Origin of the sequence: Paraburkholderia sp. Ac-20342 (assembly GCF_017104985.1) — a bacterium.
Taxonomy (GTDB): domain Bacteria; phylum Pseudomonadota; class Gammaproteobacteria; order Burkholderiales; family Burkholderiaceae; genus Paraburkholderia.
This window is the reverse complement of the sequence record NZ_JAAGPQ010000017.1, coordinates 77,789-100,743: the sequence shown is the minus strand read 5'-3', so window position 1 is coordinate 100,743 and position 22,955 is coordinate 77,789. Positions and strand designations below refer to the sequence as shown.

The window sequence follows — 22,955 nt, the reverse complement described above, 5'->3', positions numbered from 1 at the left end:
GCGAGCGCCCCGGCACACCGTGGCCATGACACGCACTGCCTGCCGCACGGCGCGCGCGGCAGGCCATGTACCTTCCCGGGCCCGCCAGGGAGCGGGGCGGCCGCTCAGGCGAGACAGGCGTCGAGCCCGTCGGTGATGAGGTCGCGCGGCAGTTCGATGCCGATGAACACCATCTTGTTGGTCTTCTTCTCGGCGGGCTGCCATTTCGCGGCGAGGTCGCTGCCCATCATCTGGTGCACGCCCTGGAACACGACCTTGCGATCGACGCCCTTCATATACAGCACGCCCTTGTAGCGCAGCAGATGCTCGCCGTAGATCTGCAGGATGCCGCCGAGGAAGTCTTCGAGCTTGTTCGCATCGAACGGGCGGTCGCTGCGGTACACGAACGACTTGATCTTGTCGTCGTGGTGCGCGTGGTGGTGATGCCCGTGATCGTGGCCTTCGTGGTCGCAATGGCCGTGCTCGTGATCGCAGTTCGCGTGGTCGGCGTGCGTGTGGCCGTGCTCGTCGTGCGCATGCGCGTGGCTGTGCGCGTGCTCGTCTTCGGTGAGGAAGTCCGGATCGATTTCGAGCTTCGAATTGAGGTTGAAGCCGCGCAGATCGAAGATTTCCTTGATGTCCGCCTCGCCGAAATTGACGACCTTGATCGCCGCCTTCGGGTTCATGTGCAGCAGACGGTGGCGCAGATCGGCCACGTGCTGTTCGTCGACGAGATCGGCCTTCGTGACGAACAGGCGGTCGGCGAAACCGACCTGGCGCTGCACCACTTCGTGTTCGTCGAGCTGATGGTTCGCGTGCTTCGCGTCGACCAGCGTGATGATCGCGTCGAGCAGGAATTCGCCCGCGATCTGGTCGTCCATGAAGAAGGTTTGCGCGACCGGGCCCGGATTCGCGAGGCCGGTGGTTTCGATCACGACGCGGTCGAAGTCCACTTCGCCGGACTGCTTCTTCGCGGCCAGATCGCCCAGCACGCGCGAGAGGTCGCCGCGAATCGTGCAGCAGATGCAGCCGTTGCTCATCTGGATGATCTGCTCGTTGCTGTCCTGCACGAGGATGTCGTTGTCGATGTTCTCTTCGCCGAACTCGTTCTCGATGACGGCGATCTTCATGCCGTGCTTTTCGTTCAGGATGCGCTTGAGCAGAGTGGTTTTGCCGCTGCCGAGAAAGCCGGTCAGGATGGTGACGGGGATCATGTAGGTCGCCTGTAAGTCGTAAAACGGTGCGTACTCGAACGCTAGCCTGAGCTAGCCGGATGCGTGGGCCGGGCGCGGCGGCCGCATGGCGCGCAGCCCGTCTGGCCGGTTATTGAAACATATTTGCCGGGCGGGCGCAGGTCGGGGCCGTTTGCGCCCACGACGGCCAACCCGCGCCGATGCTGCCGCCGGCGCCTGCAATCCGCCCGTAAATAGGGGCGATCAGGCGATTTGCAACAGCAGACCCTTCAGGTATTCGCCCTCGGGGAAGGCCGTGAGCAGCGGATGGTCGACGCCCGCGCCGAGCCGCTTGAGAATGCGCGCGTCGACGCGGGCGTCGGCGGCCGCGCCGGAGACGATCTTCTGGAACAGCTCGGGGTCGATCGCGCCGGAGCACGAGTAGGTGAACAGCAGGCCGCCCGGGCGCAGCAGCTTCAGGCCGGTCAGGTTGATGTCCTTGTAGGCGCGCGAGGCGCGATCCACGTGCTCGCGCGACGGCGCGAATTTCGGCGGATCGAGCACGATCAGATCGAAGCGCTCGCCTTCGTCATAGAGGCGACGCAGCGTCTTGAACGCGTCGGCGTCGAGCCATGTGGCGCGTGCCGCGTCGAAGCCGTTGGCGGCGACGTTCTGCTGCGCGAGCGCCAGCGCTTCGCCCGACGAATCGACCGACACCACGCGCTTGGCTCCCCCCTTCAATGCCGCGAGCGAAAAGCCGCCGGTGTAGCAGAAGCAGTTCAGCACGTCGCGATCCTGCGCGAGCTGCTGCACGAGCAGGCGGTTGTCGCGCTGATCGACGTAGAAGCCGGTCTTATGGCCGTTGCGCACGTCGACGTGATAGCGCACGCCGTTTTCGCTCGCGATCAGCCGGTCCGACGGCGGTTCGCCCGCGAGCACGCCGGTGATCTGTTCGAGCCCTTCCTTCTGGCGGATCGAGACGTCCGAGCGTTCGTAGACGTTCGGGCAGCCGGTCGCGCCGACCAGCGCCGCGACGATCGCCTCTTTCCACGCCTCGACGCCCGCCGCCATGAACTGGCAGACGAGCTGGCTGCGCTGGCCCGCATCCTCGGCGACGTAGTGATCGACGATCAGACCGGGCAGGCCGTCCGCTTCGCCGAAAATCAGCCGCACCGCGCCGGTGTCGCGCACCATCGCGCGACGATGCGCGAGCGCGCGCTGCACGCGGCGCTTGAAGAACGCGTGATCGATCGGCTCGGCTTCGTCGAAGCTCCAGACGCGCGCGCGGATCTGCGAGTGCGGGCTGTACGCGGCGCGTGCGAGAAAGCGGCCGTCGCGCGCACGCACGAGCACGGTCGCACCCGGCTCGGGGTGGCCGTCGACGTGATCGATCGCGTTGGCATAGACCCACGGGTGGCGGCGCAGCAGCGATTTTTCTTTCGACGGTTTGAGCGTAACGGTATTCATCGGATGTCAGCGGGAACAAGGGGCCGCGGGGCAGGCCCGGCGCGGCGCATGAAGCGGGGGGGAGGGCCGCGTGCCGTGGCGGGCGGCGGCGGTCGTGTTGTCGGTGGCGCGATCCGTTGCGTGGTCAGTTGCGTGATCAGTTACGTTTTCTGGCGCGCGGATGCGCGCTGTCGTAGACGTGGGCGAGATGCTGGAAATCGAGCCCCGTATAAACCTGCGTTGCGGTGATGCTCGCGTGGCCGAGCAGTTCCTGCACCGCGCGCAGATCGCCGCTCGACTGCAATACGTGCGTCGCGAACGAATGCCGCAGCACGTGCGGATGCACGTTGGCGGGAATGCCGGCCGCGAGCGCCGCGCGCTTCACGCGCTCGCGCACGACGTTCGGCGAGAGTCGGTTGCCGCGTGCCGACAGAAAGAGCGGATGCGGATCGTGCTTCACCATCTGCCCGCGCACCGCGAGCCATGCGTTCAGCGCCGCCACCGCCTTGCCGCCGACCGGCACGACGCGGCGCCGGTTGCCCTTGCCGAGCACTTCGACTTCGGCCGAATCGAGCTTGAGCCAGCCGGCGGAGCGGTAGCCTTCGGTGTCGGCGAAACGGACGTCGAGGCCGACCAGTTCGGCGAGCCGCAGGCCGGACGAGTAGAACAGTTCGAGTATCGCGTGATCGCGCAGGCCCTCGGGCGAGTCGGCCGGCGGGTTGTCCATCAGACGCGCGGTGTCGTCGACGGACAGAGCCTTCGGTAGCGTTTTGGCCTGCTTCGGCGCGCGCACGGCCGCGACCGGATTGGCCGGCAGATCGACGCGGCCGGCGAGCCAGCGATAAAACGCGCGCCATGCCGACAGCCGGTGACCGATCGAGCGCGCCGTCAGGCCGCCCGCGTGTGCGCGCGCGACGGCGCCGCGAATGTCGACCGCCGTGAGGCTTTCGAGCGGCCGGCCGTTGGCGAGCCGCTTCAGTTCCTCGAGTTCGTGCGTGTAGCCGCGCAGCGTATGCGCCGAGAGCCGCCGCTCGTGCTCGAGATGCGACAGGTAGGCGGCGATCGGGTCGGCGGCGGTCACGGTGGGTTGCGGCGGCGAGTGCGCGAGCGGCGCGGAATCAGCGCGGCAGCAGCCGGCTCAGCGCGGCGCTCGCGAGCGCGCCGATCTGCGTGAGGAAATCGGTCGCCATGCCGTCGTGGAAACGGCGCGCGTCGGCCGAACCCATCACGAGCAGGCCGAACGTGGGGGCAGTCTCGGCGCTTTCGGGGTCGCGTAACGCGAGCAGGGCGACCGATTCGGTCGTGTGGGCCGCTTCATCGGGTATGGCGCCGTTTTCGTCGGCCGCGCCGGTTGCTCCGTTCGCGCCACTCGCGGCGCCGTTCGCCGCCGGCACGAGCCATTGCGCGGCCTCGAAGCCGGTGTTCGCGCCGCAGTACGGCGTCGTCAGGCTGCTCGCGAAAATGCGCACTTCCTCGCTGACGTGGCGCGCGAAATCGGCTTGCCCGTACGGCTCGGCGATGTCCCACACGCGCAGCGCCGCTTGCGGCACGTCGAAGATGTCGCGCAGACCGTTGGCGATCGTGCGCGGCAGTGCGTACGGATCGCGCTCCGCCATCACGCGGATGGTCCAGCGGTTGAACTTCGACGCGATGCTGTCGTTTTCGTGACCGTAGCGCAGCAGTTCGGCGAGGCGCCGTTCGAGATGCTTGTTCTTGTCGCGCAGCATCTCCATTTGCCGCTCCTGCAGCGAGACCGCGGCTTTGCCATGCGGATTCGCGAGCCGGATGGTCGCGAGCGTTTCCGCGTGTTCGACGAAGAATTCGGGGTTGGCGAGCAGGTATTCGGCGACTTCGCGATCGTTCATGGTTTCGGCTAAAGGACGACGGGACGGCCGCCGCGGGCGGCGCGCCGGTCAATGAGTTCAGGCAGCCGGCGCAACGGTGGTTCGTGTGCCGGATGAATCGTGCTGCGAATCGTTTTGCGACGTGGCGGACGGTGCGGCGGACGGTTCGTGGGCGAGGTCGGCGGCGAGCGTATTGGCCAATTCGTCGGCCAGCTCGTCGGCCAATTCGATCTCGCCTTCGAAGACGGTCGCCGCGGGGCCGGCCATCAGCAACGGCGCGCCTTCCTGCGCGCCGTCCCACGTGATCGTCAGATCGCCGCCGTGCGTATGCACGAGCACCGGCGAGTCGAGCAGCCCGCGCCGGATACCGGCCGCGACGGCCGCGCACGCGCCCGTGCCGCACGCGAGCGTTTCGCCCGCGCCGCGCTCGTAGACGCGCAGGCGGATCTCGCTGCGGCTGACGATCTGCATGAAACCCGCGTTCACGCGCTGCGGGAAGCGGGCGTGCCGCTCGATCACCGGACCTTCGACGAGCACGGGGAACGCTTCGGCATCGTCGACGATCTGCACCGCATGCGGATTGCCCATCGAGACGACCGAAATCCAGCGTGTCGTGCCGTTCACGTCGAGCGGCCAGAGCGTGTCCGCGCCTTCGCGGCGGCCTTGCAGACCCTTGGCTGCGAACGGCACGAGCGCGGGATCGAATACGGGCGCGCCCATGTCGACGATCACCTCGCCGTTGTCCTGCATCGTCAGCGTGAGCGTGCCTTTCTGAACCTGCACGCGCACGCTGCGCTCGTCGGTGAGGCCGCGGTCGCGCACGAACTTGACGAAACAGCGCGCGCCGTTGCCGCAGTGCTCGACCTCGCCGCCGTCGCAATTGAAGATGCGGTATCTGAAATCGACGCCTTCGACGGTCGGCTTCTCCACCAGCAGCAACTGGTCGGCGCCGACGCCGAAATGGCGGTTCGCGAGCGCACGCACCTGCGCCGTGGTGAGGTTGACCGGCTGGGTGTAGCCGTCGAGCACGACGAAGTCGTTGCCCGCGCCATGCATTTTGGTGAATTTAAGCTTCACGTTTTCCGTGTATCCGTTGCTGCAGAGGGCTTCGTGGGTTCGAGCGAAGCCGGAATCCGGGACGGACTGACGGCCTCGCCGTCGATGCGTTCGAGCCGTGTCAGACCAATAGTGGATGATACACGCAGTGCTCATGGCGCCGGTATCGACATCGCTCGGGGATGCGTCGCCGGGCGGCGATGTTGAACAGGTCGCCAGTGGCGAAAGTACTCCCCGCAGCAATCGGGCGCTCGAATTACGCGAGAGATCCTGCTTTGAAAAAACACCTACCAACCAAAGCCGATAGATGTTTTTTCGGCCACGCTAGGTGCGGGGCCGCTTGTTGAATTCGACTCGTTTGAAATAGAGTCGGCTTCGCCCACGGCAGTCGCGGACGCGTGATTGGCAAACGAAAGAAAGCGCGCGTTGCCAGGGACATCAGCTGCTTCGTTCAGAGCAACGCAGAACGGCGCGTGAAGCGCCGTCCGGGAAGAATGTGGGTTTGTGAGCTACCCTCGGCGCTTATGTTTGCCGCGGAGCCGATGCGCTGCCAATACGATCGATATTGCGAATGCGAGGGAAATCAGGAACGTTACATCAAGATAGAGGTCTTCCAGATTCTCGTCGCCATAGACGCGAAAGAATGAACCGAATTGCACCAGCGCATCGGTTGCCCAGTCGGAAAACTGGATATGCCCGAAGCACCACATAAAGCCTGATGTGAGGGCAAGCGTTAAGGCGGTATAGAGACAAACCTTAAAGACAGTTGTCATTGAACGTCAACGGTTCCATAGGCGAAGCCCTTGCCACCGGGTACGGCGATCCGCGATGTTGCCAGCAGCCGCGCGCGAAGTCGCTCGAAGCCGACTGGATCGTCCAGAGTAATGCAGCCTTCGCTCAAATTTTGAGGGCCTCGGGGATGCAGTCGAAAGTTGCCCCTTGCAATGCCGTTTACGAATGTCCTGTCATCGATCTCTCCATCGTCTTTATAGAGTCCGAACCATTTGCTTCGGTCAGTTCCGTATAGATGCTGCAGAAAGAAATCGCGAAGATGTGTGAAGATGCCGCCCGATCCACGATCAACTATGTAATAGCGGCCGGGCGGCAGCGGCCCGACGTTGGGAATGCGATATAAGCGGGATTGTCCTTGCCGGCCTTATCGCCTGAAAAGGCCGAGAAGTTTCCTACACCCGCGCAAGACAACGTCGACATCGTTTTTCCATTAAGACGGAACGTGCAGTTGATGCGCATATTTTTCTGGTTAGCGAGTTGTTAAATGGCCTATGAAGAGAACCACCCTAGCACTTGAGTGGTCCATTTATTGTCGAAAAATTGTCCGCGCGTCTTCCCGAACCGTGAGTCGTCGAATTTGCTGATGGTGTTCCAGGCAAGGCTAGGCGTGCTGCGGATAGGCGAACTATGCCGGGCGGGATCAACTTGCCGGAGTGTTGCGGATCGTTGCGAACTGCATTGGTGCGTCAAGCCGATTCGGCTGGCGGGAGCGGGCGGGACGGCACCTGTGCGATGAGTGAGGCAATGCCCGGCCGTGAAACGAAAAGCCGGCCTTTACAAGCCGGCTTTTCGTCTGGATATCTGGGTTCGCTTGCAAATCTGCGATATCACTCGCCCATCCGCCCCCCACCCCTCAATACACCCCCGGCACCCCCGGCGGCCGCGTCTTGAACCGCTTGTGCACCCAGTAATACTGCTCGGGGATCAGCGGAATCTGCTCTTCCAGAAATTCGTTCATGCGGCGCGCGTCGATGTCGTCGTCGCCGCTCGGGTAGTTCTCCCAGGGCTTGAACACCTTGAGCCGATAACCCTTGTAGTTCGGCAGCACCTCGCCGATGAACGGCACGACCTGCGCGTGCCCCACCTTCGCGAGACGGCCGACCGCGGTCAGCGTGCAGGTCGGCACGCCGAAGAACGGCACGAACGTCGAATTGCGCGCGCCGTAGTCCATGTCCGCGCCGAGCATGACCGGCTTGCGCTCGCGCAGCCAGCGCAGCACGATGCGCGCGCTGTCGGCGCGGCTCGCCATGTCCGCGCCGAAACGCGCGCGCGCCGCCTTGGCGACCGCCTCGAGTTCCTGGTTCGACATCGGCTGATAGAGCGAGCCGCATTGGCGCCTGAGCGAATAGTTCAGGAAGATCGAGCCGGCCTCGATACCGACGAAGTGAAAGCCGAGAAACAGCGTGGGCGGCAGATCCGGGTCCGTCAGATCGATTGCGCTATCGAGCTGGATCAGCTTTTCGAGCTTCTTCGCCGAGCCAAACCACTGCACGCTGCGTTCGAGATAGCTGCGGATCGCATGACGGAAATGCTTCTGCGCGACATCCTCGCGGCGCTCGTCGCTCCAGTCGGGGAAACACAGCTTGAGGTTAGTGTGGACGATGCGCTTGCGGCGGCTCGGGAGCTGATAGAGCAGCCAGCCGAGGCCGTCGCCGAGACGGGCGACGAAACCATACGGCAGCAGCGCAAAGAGTTTGAGCAGCCCGATCGCGAGCTTCGCGCCGTAGCGGCTCAGCATGCCGCCTCCAGGCGCGCGGCGGCGCACGTGGCCGGAGGCGGCGAATTCGGGACAGCGGAGAAATGGACGTGATGCCGCACTCGTGGACACTCTGTGACAATTATGGGAAGTCGCTATAATAAGGGCTTCGCCGAGTTAATAGACAACTTGCGGGGCGAAGCCGGCAGGTGCGATCCATGGGTTTCCATGCGATATCCGCGCCCAACGGTCAGGTAATCCGCTAAAGCGTCGCCGCTTCAGGCTCCCGAAGCTGGCTACGTGAAACTCAACCGTAACCACACAACAGGAGTCCGCAACGTGGCAAACGACTATCTCTTCACTTCCGAATCCGTTTCCGAAGGCCATCCCGACAAAGTCGCGGACCAGATCTCGGATGCCATCCTCGACGCCATCCTCACGCAAGACAAATACTCGCGCGTCGCAGCCGAAACGCTCTGCAATACGGGTCTCGTCGTGCTGGCCGGTGAAATCACCACGACCGCGAACGTCGACTACATCCAGGTCGCGCGCAACACGATCAAGCGCATCGGCTACGACAACACCGACTACGGCATCGACTACCGCGGTTGCGCGGTGCTCGTCGCGTACGACAAGCAATCGCCGGACATCGCCCAGGGCGTGGACCGCGCGCACGACAACAACCTCGATCAGGGCGCGGGCGACCAGGGCCTGATGTTCGGTTACGCGTGCGAGGAAACGCCGGAACTGATGCCGCTGCCGATCCACCTGTCGCACCGTCTCGTCGAGCGTCAGGCGAATCTGCGCCGCGACGGCCGTCTGCCCTGGCTGCGCCCCGATGCGAAGTCGCAGGTCACGGTGCGCTACGTCGACGGCAAGCCGCATTCGATCGACACGGTCGTGCTGTCCACCCAGCATTCGCCGGACATCAGTCTCGAAACGCTGCGCGAAGCGGTGATCGAGGAAGTCATCAAGCCGACGCTGCCGGCCGAACTCATCAAGGGCGACATCAAGTTCCTCGTGAACCCGACCGGTCGCTTCGTGATCGGCGGTCCGCAGGGCGATTGCGGTCTGACGGGCCGCAAGATCATCGTCGATACGTACGGCGGCGCAGCGCCCCACGGCGGCGGCGCGTTCTCGGGCAAGGACCCGTCGAAGGTCGACCGCTCGGCGGCTTACGCCGGCCGTTATGTCGCGAAGAACATCGTGGCCGCGGGTCTCGCGTCGCGCTGCCTGATCCAGGTGTCGTACGCGATCGGCGTGGCTCAGCCCACTTCGGTGATGGTCAACACGTTCGGCACGGGCCGCGTGTCGGATGCCACGATCACCGAACTCGTGCGTCAGCATTTCGATCTGCGTCCGAAGGGCATCATCCAGATGCTCGATCTGCTGCGCCCGATCTACGAGAAGAGCGCGGCCTACGGTCACTTCGGCCGCGAAGAGCCGGAATTCACGTGGGAAGCGACCGACAAGGCACTGGCACTCGCCGAAGCTGCCGGCACCGAGCCGGTTGCCGCACTCGCCGAATAAGCGCGAGTCGACCGCATCAAGCTAAAAAACCCCGCCGGCGCGAGCCGGGCGGGGTTTTTCTTTATCGGACGTAGGTGATGTACCGGATGCGCTTGCTACTGCGTTTGCCGCCGCGTTTTCCGTGTTACCGGCTCGCAAACGCAAACCACCCGCTGCTGCTCGTCGACAGCCGCCGCGGCCGGCGGCTCGTATGAACCTGCACGGCAGCCGGCGCGCGTTTCGCGGCGGCGAGACGCTGCGGCGTCGGCTTGCGCAGCAGCGTGCGCAGCGAGAAACGGCGCGCGCCGCTTTGCTGGCGCAGCGCCGAGAAGAACGTATGGAACCAGGTGCGGATGCCATCGACGGCCCTGGCGTCGCGCCATTGTTCGCCGAGCGCGCGCGTGCGGGCGGCATGGTGACGCAGCGCCCGCATCAGATGGCGGCGCGCAGGACGCGCCGCTTTCAGCGCGGCGCGAGTGAGACGGGTGCTCAGAAGAGTATGCATGGCTTCACAAGTAGGCAAAGTACCGCACGCCGAGACGCGCACCGGGATGTGCACGCGACGCAGCCCCCAACGTGCCGATGACGGGGTTGCGGTGAACGGCGTGAAAGCCGGAAATTCGATGGGAAAACGCGAAGAAACCGGCGGCATGGGTCGCAATGGCCCGCGCGCGGCGCAGAAGTGCGTAAGCAGCGATCAACATGACACAGTAGGCTACACGCGATTCGTGACGTCAGAAAGTCCGTTTTTACCCTGCGGTTGCGGGTTTGCCCTGGATCGACGCGTCGCCCGAATCGTTGCGCGAGGCGTGCCGTTGTCCGCGAAAAAAGCCTGCTCGAAACACTTGGCAAAAACGTTCGGCAAAAACGTCCCCTCGAAAGAACGCAGGCCGATCGCGCCCGTTTTACAATCGAAGATCAGTTAGCCGACAGTCATGGAACACCATGTCACTCCATTCGAAAAAAGAGCAGATTCACACGTTGCGGGAGCAGGGTTTTGTCGTGGTGCCGGGCCTGGTGGCGCCCGAGCGTTGTGAGGAACTGAAGCGGATCGCGCAGCAGCAGTTGCACGAAGCCGCGGCGCCGATCGAGTTCGAAGCGGATCTGCAGTATCCGGGCGCGCCGTCGTCGAAAGATGCCCTGGGCGGACATACGGTGCGACGTCTGCTCGACGCGTACGGGCGTCATCCGGCTTTCGCGCAATGGGCCACCGCGCCGGAAATTCGCGGCTGGATGGAGCTGTACTTCGGCGAGGAGCCGCGGTTGTCGCGCGCGCATCACAATTGCATGATGACCAAGCATCCCGCATACGGCAGCCTGACCGGCTGGCATCGCGACGTGCGCTACTGGTCGTTCGAGCGCGACGATCTCGTGTCGGTATGGCTCGCGGTCGGCCCCGAGACCGTCGACAACGGCGCGTTGTGGTTCGTGCCGAAGTCGCACGGCGCGGCGTTGACGTCGGACCGTTTCGACGAAGCCAGATTTTTCCGCGCCGATCTCGAAGAGAATCAGGCCGCGATTCGCACCGCGGTGTCGCCCGAGCTGAAGGCCGGCGACGTGGTGTTCTTCCACTGCAATACGCTGCATTCGGCCGGCAAGAATCTCAGCGATCAGGTGAAGTTTTCGCTGGTGTACACCTATCACGGCGCGAGCAACGTGCCGCTGCCCGGCACGCGTTCGGCCGCCAAGCCCGAGATCGCGTTCTAGGCTCGTGAACGACGACGGCGCCTGTCGCTCGCGTTCGCATTCGATCATCATGCGAACGCGAGCGACAGGCGCCGCATGTTCGGCAGGGCCTTTCCTATTGTTTATTGCGCGCCTTGGCCGCACATCTTCGTGACGGCCTCACGCGTGCCCTCAACGCTTGCGCCCTGACAACGCCACGCCCGTCAGTCCCGCCAGCGTCGCCACCACGCCCGCGACGATCAGCACGATCGCCTTGTTGGTCGGCGAACCGGTAAAGAAGCGCGATACGTCGCTGCTCACCGAGTTGAACGCTTGCCCGCCGAAATACAGCAACACGATGCCGCCGACAATCAGCGCGATCGAAATCGCTTTCGTCATCTGCTTCTCCCATCAGCTTGATCCGGCCAGAGTGTAGGTGAGCCGTTCGCGATCGTCCATCCCGCATACTGGGTCCCTGCAAGGATGAAGTCGATTGGCTACCATAGCGGTCTCGCCGTACCACGACGACACCACCACAACAATCCTTCGAGCAGTACGCCTCTCGCATCGCGCGAATCCTCGAGCCCGCAATCGCCGGGCGATCTCATCGACAAGGACACTAGCAATGGCTTACGAAGCAGCTTCAGAACGCTATTCGGACATGCAATACCGCGTCTGCGGCAAATCGGGTCTCAAACTGCCGGCACTGTCGCTCGGCCTGTGGCACAACTTCGGCGACACCACGCCGATCTCCACGCAGCGCGACATCCTGCGCACGGCCTTCGATCTCGGCATCACCCACTTCGACCTCGCGAACAACTACGGCCCGCCGTACGGCAGCGCGGAAACCAACTTCGGCCGCCTCTTCAAGGACGATTTCAAACCGTATCGCGACGAGCTGCTGATTTCGTCGAAGGCCGGCTGGGACATGTGGCCGGGTCCGTACGGCCAGGGCGGCGGCTCGCGCAAGTACGTGCTCGCGAGTCTCGATCAGAGCCTCAAGCGCATGGGTCTCGATTACGTCGACATCTTCTATTCGCACCGCTTCGATGCGAATACGCCGCTCGAGGAAACCGCGGGCGCACTTGCGAGCGCGGTGCAGCAGGGCAAGGCGCTGTATATCGGCATCTCGTCGTACTCGTCCGCGAAGACGCGCGAAATGACGAAGCTGCTCGCCGAATACAAGGTGCCGCTGCTGATCCATCAGCCGTCGTACAACATGCTGAACCGCTGGATCGAGCGCGACCTGCTCGATACGCTCGAAACGGTCGGCGCGGGCACGATCGTGTTCACGCCGCTCGCGCAAGGTTTGCTGACCAGCAAGTACCTGAACGGCGTGCCGTCCGATGCGCGCGTCAACAAGGCGGGCGGCGGTTCGCTGAAGCAGGAGCATCTGAGCGAGCAGAACCTCGAACACGTGCGCAAGCTCAACGACATCGCGCAACGTCGCGGCCAGAGCCTCGCGCAGATGGCGCTCGCGTGGGCCTTGCGCGATCAGCGCGTGACCTCGGTGCTGATCGGCGCGAGCCGGGCGGAGCAGGTGCGCGAGAACGTCGGCGCGCTGAAGAACCTCGCGTTCTCCGCCGACGAACTCGCCGAGATCGACCGCTACGCGACCGAAGGCGGGATCAACCTGTGGGAAAAGCCGTCGACGGATCAGGCAATCTGATCGCGTAACGGACACGCGACGGACGCGCCGGCGACAAGTGAGTCAGCCGGCCGTCCACCGTGTTAGCAGAGACGAAAAAAACCGCCGACGCTTCACGCGAAGGCGGTTTTTTATATGGCTTGCGCTAGACGAGCGCGGGCAGCCCTTCGACCAGCGCCACCGCGCACACGACGCCGATCAGCGCGCCCAGCACGCGCAGCGCGTTGTGCCGCACTTCGGTCTTGCAGGGCAGCGCGCCGACGAACAACGCGCCCGCCAGCGCCATCGGAATGACCAGAATGAAATCGCTGATCGTAAAGTACGTCGTCATATTCGTCTCCTCGCATGCAAGAGTGGCTATGCATTTCCGGCGCGGACTGCGGGCTGAAACTCTGCCGCGTCCGAACTCGTTTCGAGTATAGGAGACCGTTGGACGGCCATCACGGCGCGAGATGGCGTCCAGGGGGCTCAACGGTGCTTATTCGCAAACCGCTGAACCCCGTCCAACAGGGCTTGCGGCGATTGATGCGGCGCAGCAAGCATGGTCGAAAACTATGAAGTGTTCGTTTACGTACGCCTTACGTTCAGGCGCGATTCGATGCGCGCTGGTTCGATACGGCATCGTTCGCCGGCTACTCGCGGCGGCGCAGCCGCATCGCGGCAAGCAGTCCGATGACGAGCAGCGTTCCCACCAGCCCGGCCACCCCATTCCAGCCATGACTGGCCCACACGCGGCCGCCGTACGAGCCGACCACGCTCGAACCGATGTAGTACGCGAGCAGGTACAGCGCGGCGGCCTGGCCTTTTGCCTCTTTCGCGAGCCGGCCGACCCAGCCGCTCGCCACCGCGTGGCCGGCGAAGAAACCGAACGTCAGGCAGGCGATGCCGGCGGCGATCGCCGCGAGCGGATGCAGCATCGTCAGCGCGAGACCGAACGCCATCAGGAGCAGGCTCGCCATCAGCACGCGCGCGCGGCCGAACGTATCGGCCATGCGCCCCGACCACGGCGAGGCGACCACGCCGGTCAGATACACGACGAAAATCGCGCCGATCTCCGTCTGGTTCAGGCGATACGGCGGCGCGAGCAGCCGGTAGCCGATGTAGTTGTACAGCGTGACGAAGCTGCCCATCAGTACGAAGCCGAGCAGGAACAGCAACGGCAGCCCGGGCCGCGTGAACTGCTTGAGCAGCGCGGTGCGGTGATGGGCGAAGCCGAGTCCGCGACGCGGCACGAAGTGGCGCGACGGCGGCAGCAGCGCGCGGAACGCGAGCATCGACAGCAGGCCGAGCACGCCGATCGTGCCGATCGCGACGCGCCACGAGAACAGATCGGCGACCACGCCGGTAATCACGCGCCCGGCCATGCCGCCGATCGCCGTGCCGCCGACGTAAAGCCCCATCGCGAGGCCGAGGCCGTCGGGATGCACTTCCTCGGCGAGATAGGCCATCGCGACGGCCGGTACGCCGCCGAGCGCGAGCCCTTCGAGAAAGCGCAGCGCGAGCAGCTGATGCCAGTGCGGCGCGATCGACACGCCGATGGTCAGCACCGCCGATACCGTGAGCGATGTCGTCATCAGCTTGTGGCGGCTCCAGCCTTCGGAGACGAAGCCCGCGACGAAGATCGAGAGCGCGAGCGCGGCGGTGGAGAGCGACAGCGACAGGCTGCTCTGCGCGGGCGTCACGCCGAACGCATCGGAAAACGACGGCAGCAGCGGCTGCACGCAGTAGAGCAGCGAGAACGTCGCGTAACCGGCGAACAGCAGTGCGATAGCGGCGCGCCAGTAGGCGCGCGTGCCACGTTCGAGATAGGGGATGTCCGCCGCCGCCGGGGCGGCGGCCGGGGAGGGAACGGCAGAAGCAGTCCGCTGGGATTCCGGCGGGAGGGTCACGACAAGACTCCTTGGGGCACGCAAAAAAGCACAAAAGCGTTAAGAATACGCGGAAAAGCGGATTCGGGACGTTGGCGCGGGCAAAGCGGCGCCGCGCGCAGCCAGCAGGATGGGCGGTTGGCGGTGCCGCGAAAGCGACTGCCGCGAACCGACTGCGCGGCCCTTGTCGCCAATACCGCTAGCCGCGCTAACCGCTTTTTGCCACCGCGCCGGCCGGCGTTGGCGTCGAGGCCGGCGGATGCACGATCTCGTCCTCGCCCGGCAGCGCCGACACATCCCAGCCACCGCCGAGCGCCTTCACGAGCGCGACGCTCGCGGCCATCCGCCGGCGCGCGATTGCTACCGCGTTGCGTTCGTTGGTGAGCGCGGTCGTCTGCGCGACGACCACGTCGAGATAGGTGATCGCGCCGTTCCTGTAGCGGTCCGACACGACCGCGAGCGAGCGCTGCGCGGCGGCCACCGCGTCGTCCTGCGCGGCGGCTTCCTGTTCGAGCACGCGCAGCGCGGCGAGGTTGTCCTCGACCTGGCCGAACGCGTCGAGCACCGTCTGCCGGTATTGCGCGACGCTTTCGTCGTAATGCGCGCGCGCCTGTTCCTTGACGGCCGCGCGTCCGCCGAAGTCGAGCAGCGTGCCCGCGAGCGTCGGCCCGAGCGACCAGAGCCGGCTCGGCGCGAGCAGCCACTGGCTGTAGTTGGTCGCTTCGAGGCCGCCCGTCACGGAGAGGATCAGGTTCGGGAAAAACGCCGCCGTCGCGACGCCGATCTGCGCGTTCATGGCGGCGACGTGCCGCTCCGCCGCCGCGATGTCGGGCCGCCGTTCGAGCAGATCCGACGGTACGCCGCTCGCCGCGACGACCGGCGCGGCCACGAGCGGCGCAACGGACAGCGTGAAGGTCGAGGGCGGTTGGCCGATCAGGATCGCGATCGCGTGTTCGAGTTGCGCGCGCTGCACACCGAGGTCGAGCGCCTGCGCCTGCGTGGTCTTCAACTGCGCTTGCGCCTGCGCGACGTCGGCGTCGGTGGCGATGCCGCCCGCGTAGCGATGCTGCGTCAACTCCAGCGCTTCCTCGTAGGCCTTGATCGTGTCGTCGAGTAGTCGGCGTTCCTGATCGAGTCCGCGCAGCTCGAAGTAGTCGGTGGCGAGTTCGGCCTGCATCGACAGCAGCGCGGCGTCGACGTCGGCGGCACTCGCCTGCGCGGCGGCCTTCGCGCCTTCGACGCTGCGCGAGATGCGGCCCCACAGGTCCGGCTCCCACGAGGCGTCGGCCTGCACGATGTAGTCGTTCAGCGTGAGGCCGGCGGTCGATTTATGCAGCACGTTCTCCGAGGTTCGCGTGCGCGAAAAGCCGGCGCCCGCCGTGACCACCGGGAAAAAATTCGAGCGATATTGCGCGACGGTCGCGCGGGCCGCGCGAAAACGCGCTTCGGCGGCCTGCACGTCCTGGTTCTCGCTCGCGACCCGCTGTTCGAGCGCATCGAGCGACGGGTCCGCGTAGATGTGCCACCACGCGCCGCGCGTGAGCGTGTCGGCCGGTTGCGCGGGCTTCCAGCCGGTGCCTTCGAGTTCGCGCCAGGTCGCGGGCGTGACGGCGGCCGGCTTCACGTAGTCGGGGCCGACGGTGCAGGCGCTCAGTGCACAGGCGAGTGTGAGCGCGAACGTCAGCGCGAGTGCCGGGGCGAATGCCTGGGCGCGGCGCGAAACCGGCCTCTTCATGATTGCGTCCTCGCGGCCCGCTTTGCGCCACCCTGCACGGCTGGCGCGCTCGCCGCCGTGCCTGTTGCTCCGGCTGTCCCTGCCGCATCGCTCGCAGCGTCCTCCCTGTTCCCTTCCGGCTTGCGCGACACGATCCGCACCGGCGCGCCATCGACGATCGAATCCTGCGGATTCAGAATCACCTGCTCGTTGCCCTGCAAACCCGAGGCGATCGCCACGCGCGTGCCGAAGTCCGTGCCGAGCGACACCGGCAGCAGCTTCACCTTGTGCTGCGCGTCGACGGTCGCGACCTTCACGCCGTCGGGCCGGAACAGCAGCGCATTGCCCGGCAGCGTGAACGGCGCCGCGCCCGCGCCGAGCGCGAAATGCACCTGCGCATAGGCACCCGGCAACAGTTCGCCGCCGCGATTGTCGACGTCGACCTCGACGAGCATCGTGCGCTGCTGTGCATCGACCGCGCCCGCCGTGCGCGCGACCGTGCCCGGATAATGCCGCGACGGCGTTTCGGTCAGCGTCAGATAGGCGCTCTGCTGCGCGCGCACCTGCTGCGCGTAGGCCTGCGGCACGTTCACATAGACACGCAGACGGTCCGCCTGCGCGACATGAAACAGCTCCTTCGCGGGACCGCCCGCGCTGCCCGCGTCGATCAACGCGCCGACGTCGACGTTGCGCGCGGTCACGGTGCCGTCGAACGGCGCATAGACCTTCTGGAACGACTGCGTTTTTTCGAGCCGCGCGACGTTGAAGTGCGCGGCATCGAGCGTGGCTTTTTTCGCGAGCATGTCGCCGACTTTCTCGTCGGTCTCCTGCTTCGAGACCGACTTGTTCTTCAGCATGTCGCTCCAGCGGTCGGCCGTGCTTTTCGCGAGCGCGTAGTTCGCCTGCGCATTCGCGAGATCGGCGCGGGCGGCGCGCAACTGGTCGTCGACTTCCGGGGTGTCGATTTCCGCGAGCAGCTGGCCGCTTTTCACATGCGCGCCGATATCGGCGTACCACTTCTTCAGATAGCCGTTGGTGCGCGCGTAGATCGGCGTATCGAGAAAGGCCTGCACGTTGCCGGGCAGCACGAGATCGAGCCCGGCCGACGACTTCTGCGGCAGCACGACTTCGACGCTCGTCTGGCTCGCGTGCTCGGCATCGCGTTCGAGCGCCGCGTGCGCATCGCGGCGCGACCAGATGCCTTGCGCGGCGAGCGCGAGTACCGCGACCGCCACCCCGATCGCGAGCCAGCGCGTGCGCCGCGCTTTCGCGGGATCGTGCGCCGCGCCGTGCTCTGCACCCGAGCCCGATCCCGAGCCGTTCGGACGTTGTGCTTCCATCAAACTTCCCCTCTGGAAATGCATGGGCAGTCGACGCTGCCTTTCGTATGGCCGCGGCCTGCGCCTGCATCGGTGCCTATGCCTGTAAAGCGCAGGCGGCGCAGGTCGCGGCCGGCGTTTGCCGCGGGTGTCGCGCGCTTCGTCTTCATGGCTTCTGCACCACGTGTTCGGCCGCGCGCTGATGCCGCGCCTCGAGCCGCCGATAGATCATCGAGAACACGACCGGCACGAAGATCAGCGTCGCGATCGTGCCGACCGTGAGGCCGCCGATCACCGCGCGCCCGAGCGGCGCATTCTGCTCGCCGCCCTCGCCGAGACCGATCGCCATCGGCACCATGCCGATCACCATCGCGAGCGCGGTCATCAGCACCGGACGGAAGCGCGTGAAGCCCGCTTCGATGGCGGCGCGCGTCGCATCGCCGTGCAGCAGCAACTGCTCGCGCGCGAAGCTGATGACGAGAATCGAGTTCGCGGTCGCGATGCCGATACACATGATCGCGCCCGTGAGCGCCGGAATCGACAGCGTGGTGTGCGTGAGGAACAGCATCCACACGATGCCCGCGAGCGCGCCCGGCAGGGCGGTGATGATGATGAACGGATCGAGCCACGACTGGAAATTGACGACGATCAGCAGATACACGAGCAGCACCGCGAACAGCAGACCGGCGAGCAGACCCGAGAACGAATCGTTCATCGTCTGCACCTGGCCGCGCAGTTCGATGGTCGAGGTTTTCGGCAGCTCGGCTTTCGATGCGTCGATGATCTTGCGGATGTCGTCGGACACGCCGCCGAGATCGCGGCCGTCGGCGGTGCCGTAGATATCGATCGTGGTCTGCGCGTTGTAGTGCGTGAGCACCGCGTTGCCGGCTTCGCGGCGCATCGTCGCGAGCGAGCCGAGAATGTTGCTGCGGCCGTTCGCGTTCAACGGAATGTTCGCGAGCGCTTGCAGCGAATCGATCGTGTATTGCGGCGCTTCCGTGATGACGTTGTAGCTCACGCCATTGCGCGGATTGAGCCAGAACGTCGGCGTGGTCTGCTGGCTGCCCGACAGCGTGATGAGCAGATCGCTGGCGATATCGCGCTGCGAGAAGCCTGCCTGCTGCGCGCGCGTGCGATCGACGTCGATGAAGATACGCGGCAGATCGGCGGGCTGCTGGATGCGCGCGTCGGCAAGGCCCGGCACCGTGCGCAGACGGTTCAGCAGCGTCGCGGCGAATACGCGATTCGCGGCCACCTCACGGCCGACGATCTGGATGTCGATCGGCGACGGCATGCCGAAGTTCAGCGTCTGACTGACGATGTCGGCCGGCAGGAACGCGAACTGCACGCCGGGGAATTCGTCGCTGAGCGAGCGCCGCAGCGTGCGCACGTAGCCGGCGCTCGGATGATGCTCGGGATTCAGCGTGATGAGCACGTCCGCATCCGAGGTGCCGATGGTGCCCGTGTTGCTGTACGAGAGGTTGATGCCCGACACCGGCAGGCCGATGTTGTCGATGATCGAATGCAGTTCGCCGGCCGGAATCAGTTGGCGGATGCGCGTGTCGACGCGGTCGGTCAGCACCGCGGTTTCCTCGACGCGCATGCCGGTTTTCGCGCGCAGGTGCAGAGCGATCGTGCCGGCATCGACGGCGGGGAAAAAGTCGCGGCCGATAAACGGCAGCAACAACATCGACGCGCCACAGCAGACGAGAAACAGCGTCACGAACCCGCCCGGCCGTGCCACGCGCGCGACGAGAAACACGCGATAACGCTCGCGCAAATGCGCGAAGCCGCGCTCGAACGCATAGTGCACGCGCATGAACGGATTGCGCGTGGGCTTCGGCGCGTGATGCAGATCCGCCGGCTTGTGGTGATAGCGCAGCAGATATTTCGCGAGCGTCGGCACGAGCGTGCGCGAGAAGAAATACGAGGCGAGCATCGCGAACACGACGGCTTCGGCGAGCGGAATGAACAGATAGTGAGCGACGCCCGTGAGCAGAAACATCGGCACGAACACGATGCAGATCGACAGCGTCGAGACGAGCGTCGGAATCGCGATCTGATGTGCGCCGTCGAGAATCGCCTGTTCGAGCGTCTTGCCCTGTTCGAGCTGATGGCTGATGTTCTCGATCGCCACGGTCGCATCGTCGACGAGAATCCCGACCGCGAGCGCGAGCCCGCCGAGCGTCATGATGTTGATCGTCTGCCCGAGCGCGGAGAGCGCGATGATCGAGGTGATCATCGAGAGCGGAATCGATACGGCGATAATCAGCGTCGCGCGCCAGTTGCCGAGGAACAGCAGGATCATCAGACCCGTCAGGCACGCGGCGATCAGCGCCTCGCGCAGCACGCCCTGCACCGAGGCGCGCACGAACAGCGACTGGTCGGCGACGGGGTCGATATTGAGCGACGGCGGCACGAGATTGCGCAGCGTCGGCATCATCGTCTTGATGCGATCGACGATGTCGAGCGTGGACGTGTTGCCGCTCTTGTTGATCGTGAGCAGCGCGGCGCGCTGGCCGTTCACGCGCACGATGTTGGTTTGCGGCTGGAACCCGTCGCGCACGTGCGCGACGTCGCGGATATACACGGTGCCGTTCGCGGTGCTGCGAATCGGAATGTTGTTCAGGCCCGCGAGCGAATCGGGACTGCCGTTCATTTCCACCGAGTACTCGGTCGAGCCGATCTTCGCGGTGCCCGACGGCAGGATCAGATTCTGCGCGGTGACGGCGTTGACGACGTCCATCGGCGAAAGATTGCGCTCCTGCAGCTTGCGCGAATCGATATCGACCATGATCTGCCGCTGCTTGCCGCCATACGGCAGCGGCGCGGATGCGCCGGGCACGGTGGCGAGCTGCGTCTTCAGGAAGTTGTTGCCGAAGTCGTATAGCTCCTGCTCGGTCAGCGACGCCGACGACAACGCGAGCCGCAGGATCGGCACCGTCGACGCGTTATAGCGCAGGATGTTCGGCGGCGTGATGCCGGGCGGCAGCGAGCGCAGTTGCGTTTGCGAGAGCGCGGTGACCTGGGCGAGCGCTTCGTCGATGTTCGCGCCCGGCTGGAAAAAAATCTTCACGACCGTGATGCCGTTCAGCGAGGTCGATTCCGTGTGCTCGATATCGTTGACCGCGACCGACAGGCCGCGCTCGTAGTTCAGCGCGATGCGCCGCTCCATCTCGTCGGCGGGCAGGCCGTTGTACGACCAGATCACCGAGAGCACCGGAATGTCGATGTTCGGGAAGATGTCGGTGGGCGTGCGCAGGATCGTCAGCGGTCCGACGATCAGCAACAGCAGCGCTAGCACGACGAACGTATAGGGGCGCCGCAGCGCGAGACGAACGATCCACATGACTAGTGCAGACGAATGACGTAGGACATGGCGGGATGGGCCGCGACGGCGCACACGCGGCGCAGCGGCGCACCGCCGCGCGCGCGGAACGTGCCGCGTGTGCAGCGGGTGCCGTGAAAGCGAGCGTTCGCCGGTGCCGCGCTCGTGTCGGCCGGATCATGAAGGCAATGCACGTTTTTGTGGTCTCCGCCCCGCAGGGTTTATGATGATCTTCGTTACGAGGTCTTACGCCGAGATCATCGGCTGTGCGCAGTGTAATTGGAATAGGGCGAAACGACGGGTGAAAAGCCGTCTGATCGCGCTTCCCAAAGCCCCGCAAAACGGGAACAATGACCCGAACCTTTCACGCGTAAAGCGCGCGGCAGATCAGGTGCGCTCGCAACGTCAGCGGCGAAGCGGCGCTTTTTATCATCACCTCGACCGGCGTGCAGCCATCAAGCCGGCATCGGGAAGCGGGGAAATATCATGCAAGTCGGTTCCATCGTCCGATCGGTACATATCGCCGTGCCGCAAGGCGCGCGCGGAATCGTCATGCGCATTCTTGGCGACATGGCGATGGTCGCGTGGTATGCCGGCGAACCCGGCGCATCGCGGCAACTGAATACCGAACCCTTTTTTCTCGAAGACCTCATCGACACCGGAGAACTCGTGCGCCCCGCCGGCGCGCAGATGCATTGAACGCAGTAGCTCGTGGCCGTGCGCGGTCGCTCGCGAGTGGGTCGCAGTTTCGAGTGACATGCGTGTGTCAGCCGTCGTGATGCTGTAAGGCGCAATTGATGCGCGCGCTACATTGTGAGGCCGTGCCCTCGTCTTTACGCGCGGCGCGGCGCACAATGCGGGCATGAACGACATCATTCCCGACATTCCCGAGGCCGGCGCCGATGGCGCCGTGCCGTTCGCCCGTCTCACGCCCGAGACCGTGCTCGACGCGCTCGACGGCGTGCTCGTCACGGCAGGCGTGCGTACCGACGGCCGCCTGCTGCCGCTCAACAGCTACGAAAACCGCGTGTACCAGGTGGGCGTCGAAGACGGGCCGCCCGTGGTCGCGAAGTTTTATCGTCCCGAGCGCTGGAGCGATGCCGCGATTCTCGAAGAACACGCGTTCGTTGCCGAACTCGCCGCGCGCGAGATTCCGGCCGTGACCGCGCGCGTGCTCGACGGCCGTACGCTGCATGCGTTCGACGGCTTCCGCTTCTCGGTCTTCGAGCGGCGCGGCGGCCGCGCGCCCGATCTCGACCGGCGCGATACGCTCGAATGGCTAGGCCGTTTCATCGGCCGCATTCATGCGATCGGGCAGACGCGCAACTACGCCGAGCGTCCCGCGCTCGACATCGAAACCTTCGGCTACGAGCCGCGCGATTTCCTGCTCGCGCATCGTTTCGTGCCCGACGACGTGCGCACCGCGTGGGAAACCGTCGTCAACCTCGCGCTCGAAGGCGTCGCGCGCGCGTTCGAGCGTGCCGGCGAGATTCGTACGCTGCGTCTGCACGGCGACTGTCATCCGAGCAACGTGTTGTGGACCGACGCGGGCCCGCATTTCGTCGATTTCGACGACAGCCGCATGGGTCCCGCGATTCAGGACCTGTGGCTGCTGCTGCCGGGCGAGCGCGTCGAGGCATCACGCGCGCTGGCCGATCTGCTCGCCGGTTACGAGGATTTCTGCGAATTCGAGCCGCGCGAGCTCTATCTGATCGAAGCGTTGCGCACGCTGCGGCTAATTCACTATCAGGCATGGCTCGCGCGTCGCTGGAACGACCCCGCGTTCCCGGCGGCGTTTCCGTGGTTCAACACGCAGCGCTACTGGGAAGATCGCATTCTCGAGATGCGCGAGCAGATCGGCGCGATGCAGGAAGGGCCGCTCTGGCCGGTCTGACGTTTTCGCTTTCGCGCACGCGCAG

21 protein-coding genes are annotated in these 22,955 nt (G+C 65.2%); 6 read left to right on the top strand and 15 right to left on the bottom strand.

All coding sequences use genetic code 11. The annotated features are described in order from the left end of the window. Positions 1-104: 104 nt before the first annotated feature. The 8 genes from G3N58_RS09775 to G3N58_RS09740 all read right to left on the bottom strand — a co-directional run bounded on the left by G3N58_RS09775 (position 105) and on the right by G3N58_RS09740 (position 8,027). Positions 105-1,193, bottom strand: coding sequence for a GTP-binding protein (locus G3N58_RS09775; RefSeq protein WP_167282221.1), 1,089 nt, complete (start codon positions 1,191-1,193; stop codon positions 105-107). A 222-nt stretch (positions 1,194-1,415) separates the two neighbouring features. Next, positions 1,416-2,618 (bottom strand): class I SAM-dependent rRNA methyltransferase, encoded by a 1,203-nt coding sequence (locus tag G3N58_RS09770; protein ID WP_167282223.1) that lies wholly within the window; start codon positions 2,616-2,618, stop codon positions 1,416-1,418. Between the two features lie 136 nt (positions 2,619-2,754). Further along, entirely contained in the window at positions 2,755-3,678 is a 924-nt protein-coding gene (gene xerC, locus G3N58_RS09765) for a tyrosine recombinase XerC (RefSeq protein ID WP_167042170.1), read from the bottom strand. Positions 3,679-3,715: 37 nt separating this feature from the next. Further along, positions 3,716-4,462: a DUF484 family protein gene (locus tag G3N58_RS09760; RefSeq protein ID WP_167282225.1), complete on the bottom strand. Its 747-nt coding sequence runs from the start codon at positions 4,460-4,462 to the stop codon at positions 3,716-3,718. Between the two features lie 57 nt (positions 4,463-4,519). Next, on the bottom strand, positions 4,520-5,518 hold the full coding sequence (gene dapF, locus G3N58_RS09755) for a diaminopimelate epimerase (RefSeq protein ID WP_205999050.1): 999 nt from the start codon (positions 5,516-5,518) through the stop codon (positions 4,520-4,522). Between the two features lie 488 nt (positions 5,519-6,006). Further along, the gene (locus tag G3N58_RS09750; RefSeq protein WP_240158935.1) at positions 6,007-6,270 is read right to left on the bottom strand and encodes a non-ribosomal peptide synthetase; all 264 of its coding nucleotides are present in this window, start codon (positions 6,268-6,270) and stop codon (positions 6,007-6,009) included. Continuing rightward, positions 6,267-6,584, bottom strand: a complete 318-nt coding sequence (locus G3N58_RS09745) for a DUF2778 domain-containing protein (protein WP_346778257.1) — start codon at positions 6,582-6,584, stop codon at positions 6,267-6,269. Before G3N58_RS09745 ends, G3N58_RS09750 begins: the two co-directional genes overlap by 4 nt. A 558-nt stretch (positions 6,585-7,142) precedes the next feature. Continuing rightward, the gene (locus G3N58_RS09740) at positions 7,143-8,027 is read right to left on the bottom strand and encodes a lipid A biosynthesis lauroyl acyltransferase (RefSeq protein ID WP_167042176.1); all 885 of its coding nucleotides are present in this window, start codon (positions 8,025-8,027) and stop codon (positions 7,143-7,145) included. 297 nt (positions 8,028-8,324) lie between these two features. Between G3N58_RS09740 and metK the strand changes: the two genes are divergently transcribed. After that, the gene (metK, locus tag G3N58_RS09735) at positions 8,325-9,515 is read left to right on the top strand and encodes a methionine adenosyltransferase (protein WP_167282231.1); all 1,191 of its coding nucleotides are present in this window, start codon (positions 8,325-8,327) and stop codon (positions 9,513-9,515) included. Positions 9,516-9,639: 124 nt separating this feature from the next. Here metK and G3N58_RS09730 read toward each other — a convergent pair whose 3' ends face one another. After that, the gene (locus tag G3N58_RS09730; RefSeq protein ID WP_167282233.1) at positions 9,640-9,999 is read right to left on the bottom strand and encodes a hypothetical protein; all 360 of its coding nucleotides are present in this window, start codon (positions 9,997-9,999) and stop codon (positions 9,640-9,642) included. Between G3N58_RS09730 and G3N58_RS09725 the strand changes: the two genes are divergently transcribed. Both G3N58_RS09725 and G3N58_RS09720 read left to right on the top strand, forming a co-directional pair. Next, the gene (locus tag G3N58_RS09725; RefSeq protein ID WP_167282235.1) at positions 9,998-10,420 is read left to right on the top strand and encodes a hypothetical protein; all 423 of its coding nucleotides are present in this window, start codon (positions 9,998-10,000) and stop codon (positions 10,418-10,420) included. The genes G3N58_RS09730 and G3N58_RS09725 overlap by 2 nt on opposite strands. A gap of 19 nt (positions 10,421-10,439) precedes the next feature. Then, entirely contained in the window at positions 10,440-11,201 is a 762-nt protein-coding gene (locus tag G3N58_RS09720; RefSeq protein WP_167282237.1) for a phytanoyl-CoA dioxygenase family protein, read from the top strand. Between the two features lie 150 nt (positions 11,202-11,351). Here the strand turns inward: G3N58_RS09720 and G3N58_RS09715 are convergent, their stop codons facing one another. Beyond that, a complete protein-coding gene (locus G3N58_RS09715) occupies positions 11,352-11,558 on the bottom strand; it encodes a DUF3185 family protein (protein WP_167282239.1) in 207 nt (68 codons plus the stop codon). Positions 11,559-11,784: 226 nt separating this feature from the next. Here G3N58_RS09715 and mgrA point away from each other — a divergent pair, with 226 nt between their 5' ends. Beyond that, positions 11,785-12,828: an L-glyceraldehyde 3-phosphate reductase gene (mgrA, locus tag G3N58_RS09710; RefSeq protein ID WP_167282241.1), complete on the top strand. Its 1,044-nt coding sequence runs from the start codon at positions 11,785-11,787 to the stop codon at positions 12,826-12,828. 124 nt (positions 12,829-12,952) lie between these two features. On the opposite strand, the gene G3N58_RS09705 is transcribed toward mgrA, so the two are convergent. The 5 genes from G3N58_RS09705 to G3N58_RS09685 all read right to left on the bottom strand — a co-directional run bounded on the left by G3N58_RS09705 (position 12,953) and on the right by G3N58_RS09685 (position 21,057). Beyond that, positions 12,953-13,138 carry a hypothetical protein gene (locus G3N58_RS09705; protein WP_167042188.1) on the bottom strand — a complete coding sequence of 62 codons (186 nt, stop codon included), beginning with the start codon at positions 13,136-13,138 and terminating at the stop codon, positions 12,953-12,955. 301 nt (positions 13,139-13,439) lie between these two features. After that, entirely contained in the window at positions 13,440-14,696 is a 1,257-nt protein-coding gene (locus G3N58_RS09700; RefSeq protein WP_205999049.1) for an MFS transporter, read from the bottom strand. 187 nt (positions 14,697-14,883) lie between these two features. Next, complete coding sequence (locus G3N58_RS09695; RefSeq protein WP_205999048.1) at positions 14,884-16,410, bottom strand: efflux transporter outer membrane subunit; 1,527 nt, start codon at positions 16,408-16,410, stop codon at positions 14,884-14,886. Beyond that, positions 16,407-17,729, bottom strand: a complete 1,323-nt coding sequence (locus G3N58_RS09690) for an efflux RND transporter periplasmic adaptor subunit (protein WP_205999047.1) — start codon at positions 17,727-17,729, stop codon at positions 16,407-16,409. Before G3N58_RS09690 ends, G3N58_RS09695 begins: the two co-directional genes overlap by 4 nt. A 145-nt stretch (positions 17,730-17,874) precedes the next feature. Beyond that, complete coding sequence (locus G3N58_RS09685; RefSeq protein ID WP_205999046.1) at positions 17,875-21,057, bottom strand: efflux RND transporter permease subunit; 3,183 nt, start codon at positions 21,055-21,057, stop codon at positions 17,875-17,877. A gap of 465 nt (positions 21,058-21,522) precedes the next feature. Here G3N58_RS09685 and G3N58_RS09680 point away from each other — a divergent pair, with 465 nt between their 5' ends. Then, on the top strand, positions 21,523-21,735 hold the full coding sequence (locus G3N58_RS09680; RefSeq protein WP_167042197.1) for a hypothetical protein: 213 nt from the start codon (positions 21,523-21,525) through the stop codon (positions 21,733-21,735). A 163-nt stretch (positions 21,736-21,898) separates the two neighbouring features. Beyond that, entirely contained in the window at positions 21,899-22,930 is a 1,032-nt protein-coding gene (locus tag G3N58_RS09675; RefSeq protein ID WP_167042199.1) for a serine/threonine protein kinase, read from the top strand. Positions 22,931-22,955: the final 25 nt, after the last annotated feature.

Coding starts and splice junctions, on each gene's coding strand:
- G3N58_RS09775 (WP_167282221.1), bottom strand. CDS start 1,193: ATGATCCCCGTCACCATCCTGACCGGCTTTCTCGGCAGCGGCAAAACC.
- G3N58_RS09770 (WP_167282223.1), bottom strand. CDS start 2,618: ATGAATACCGTTACGCTCAAACCGTCGAAAGAAAAATCGCTGCTGCGC.
- G3N58_RS09760 (WP_167282225.1), bottom strand. CDS start 4,462: ATGAACGATCGCGAAGTCGCCGAATACCTGCTCGCCAACCCCGAATTC.
- G3N58_RS09750 (WP_240158935.1), bottom strand. CDS start 6,270: ATGACAACTGTCTTTAAGGTTTGTCTCTATACCGCCTTAACGCTTGCC.
- G3N58_RS09740 (WP_167042176.1), bottom strand. CDS start 8,027: ATGCTGAGCCGCTACGGCGCGAAGCTCGCGATCGGGCTGCTCAAACTC.
- G3N58_RS09725 (WP_167282235.1), top strand. CDS start 9,998: ATGGCTTCACAAGTAGGCAAAGTACCGCACGCCGAGACGCGCACCGGG.
- G3N58_RS09730 (WP_167282233.1), bottom strand. CDS start 9,999: ATGCATACTCTTCTGAGCACCCGTCTCACTCGCGCCGCGCTGAAAGCG.
- G3N58_RS09720 (WP_167282237.1), top strand. CDS start 10,440: ATGTCACTCCATTCGAAAAAAGAGCAGATTCACACGTTGCGGGAGCAG.
- G3N58_RS09715 (WP_167282239.1), bottom strand. CDS start 11,558: ATGACGAAAGCGATTTCGATCGCGCTGATTGTCGGCGGCATCGTGTTG.
- mgrA (WP_167282241.1), top strand. CDS start 11,785: ATGGCTTACGAAGCAGCTTCAGAACGCTATTCGGACATGCAATACCGC.
- G3N58_RS09705 (WP_167042188.1), bottom strand. CDS start 13,138: ATGACGACGTACTTTACGATCAGCGATTTCATTCTGGTCATTCCGATG.
- G3N58_RS09695 (WP_205999048.1), bottom strand. CDS start 16,410: ATGAAGAGGCCGGTTTCGCGCCGCGCCCAGGCATTCGCCCCGGCACTC.
- G3N58_RS09690 (WP_205999047.1), bottom strand. CDS start 17,729: ATGGAAGCACAACGTCCGAACGGCTCGGGATCGGGCTCGGGTGCAGAG.
- G3N58_RS09685 (WP_205999046.1), bottom strand. CDS start 21,057: ATGTGGATCGTTCGTCTCGCGCTGCGGCGCCCCTATACGTTCGTCGTG.
- G3N58_RS09680 (WP_167042197.1), top strand. CDS start 21,523: ATGCAAGTCGGTTCCATCGTCCGATCGGTACATATCGCCGTGCCGCAA.
- G3N58_RS09675 (WP_167042199.1), top strand. CDS start 21,899: ATGAACGACATCATTCCCGACATTCCCGAGGCCGGCGCCGATGGCGCC.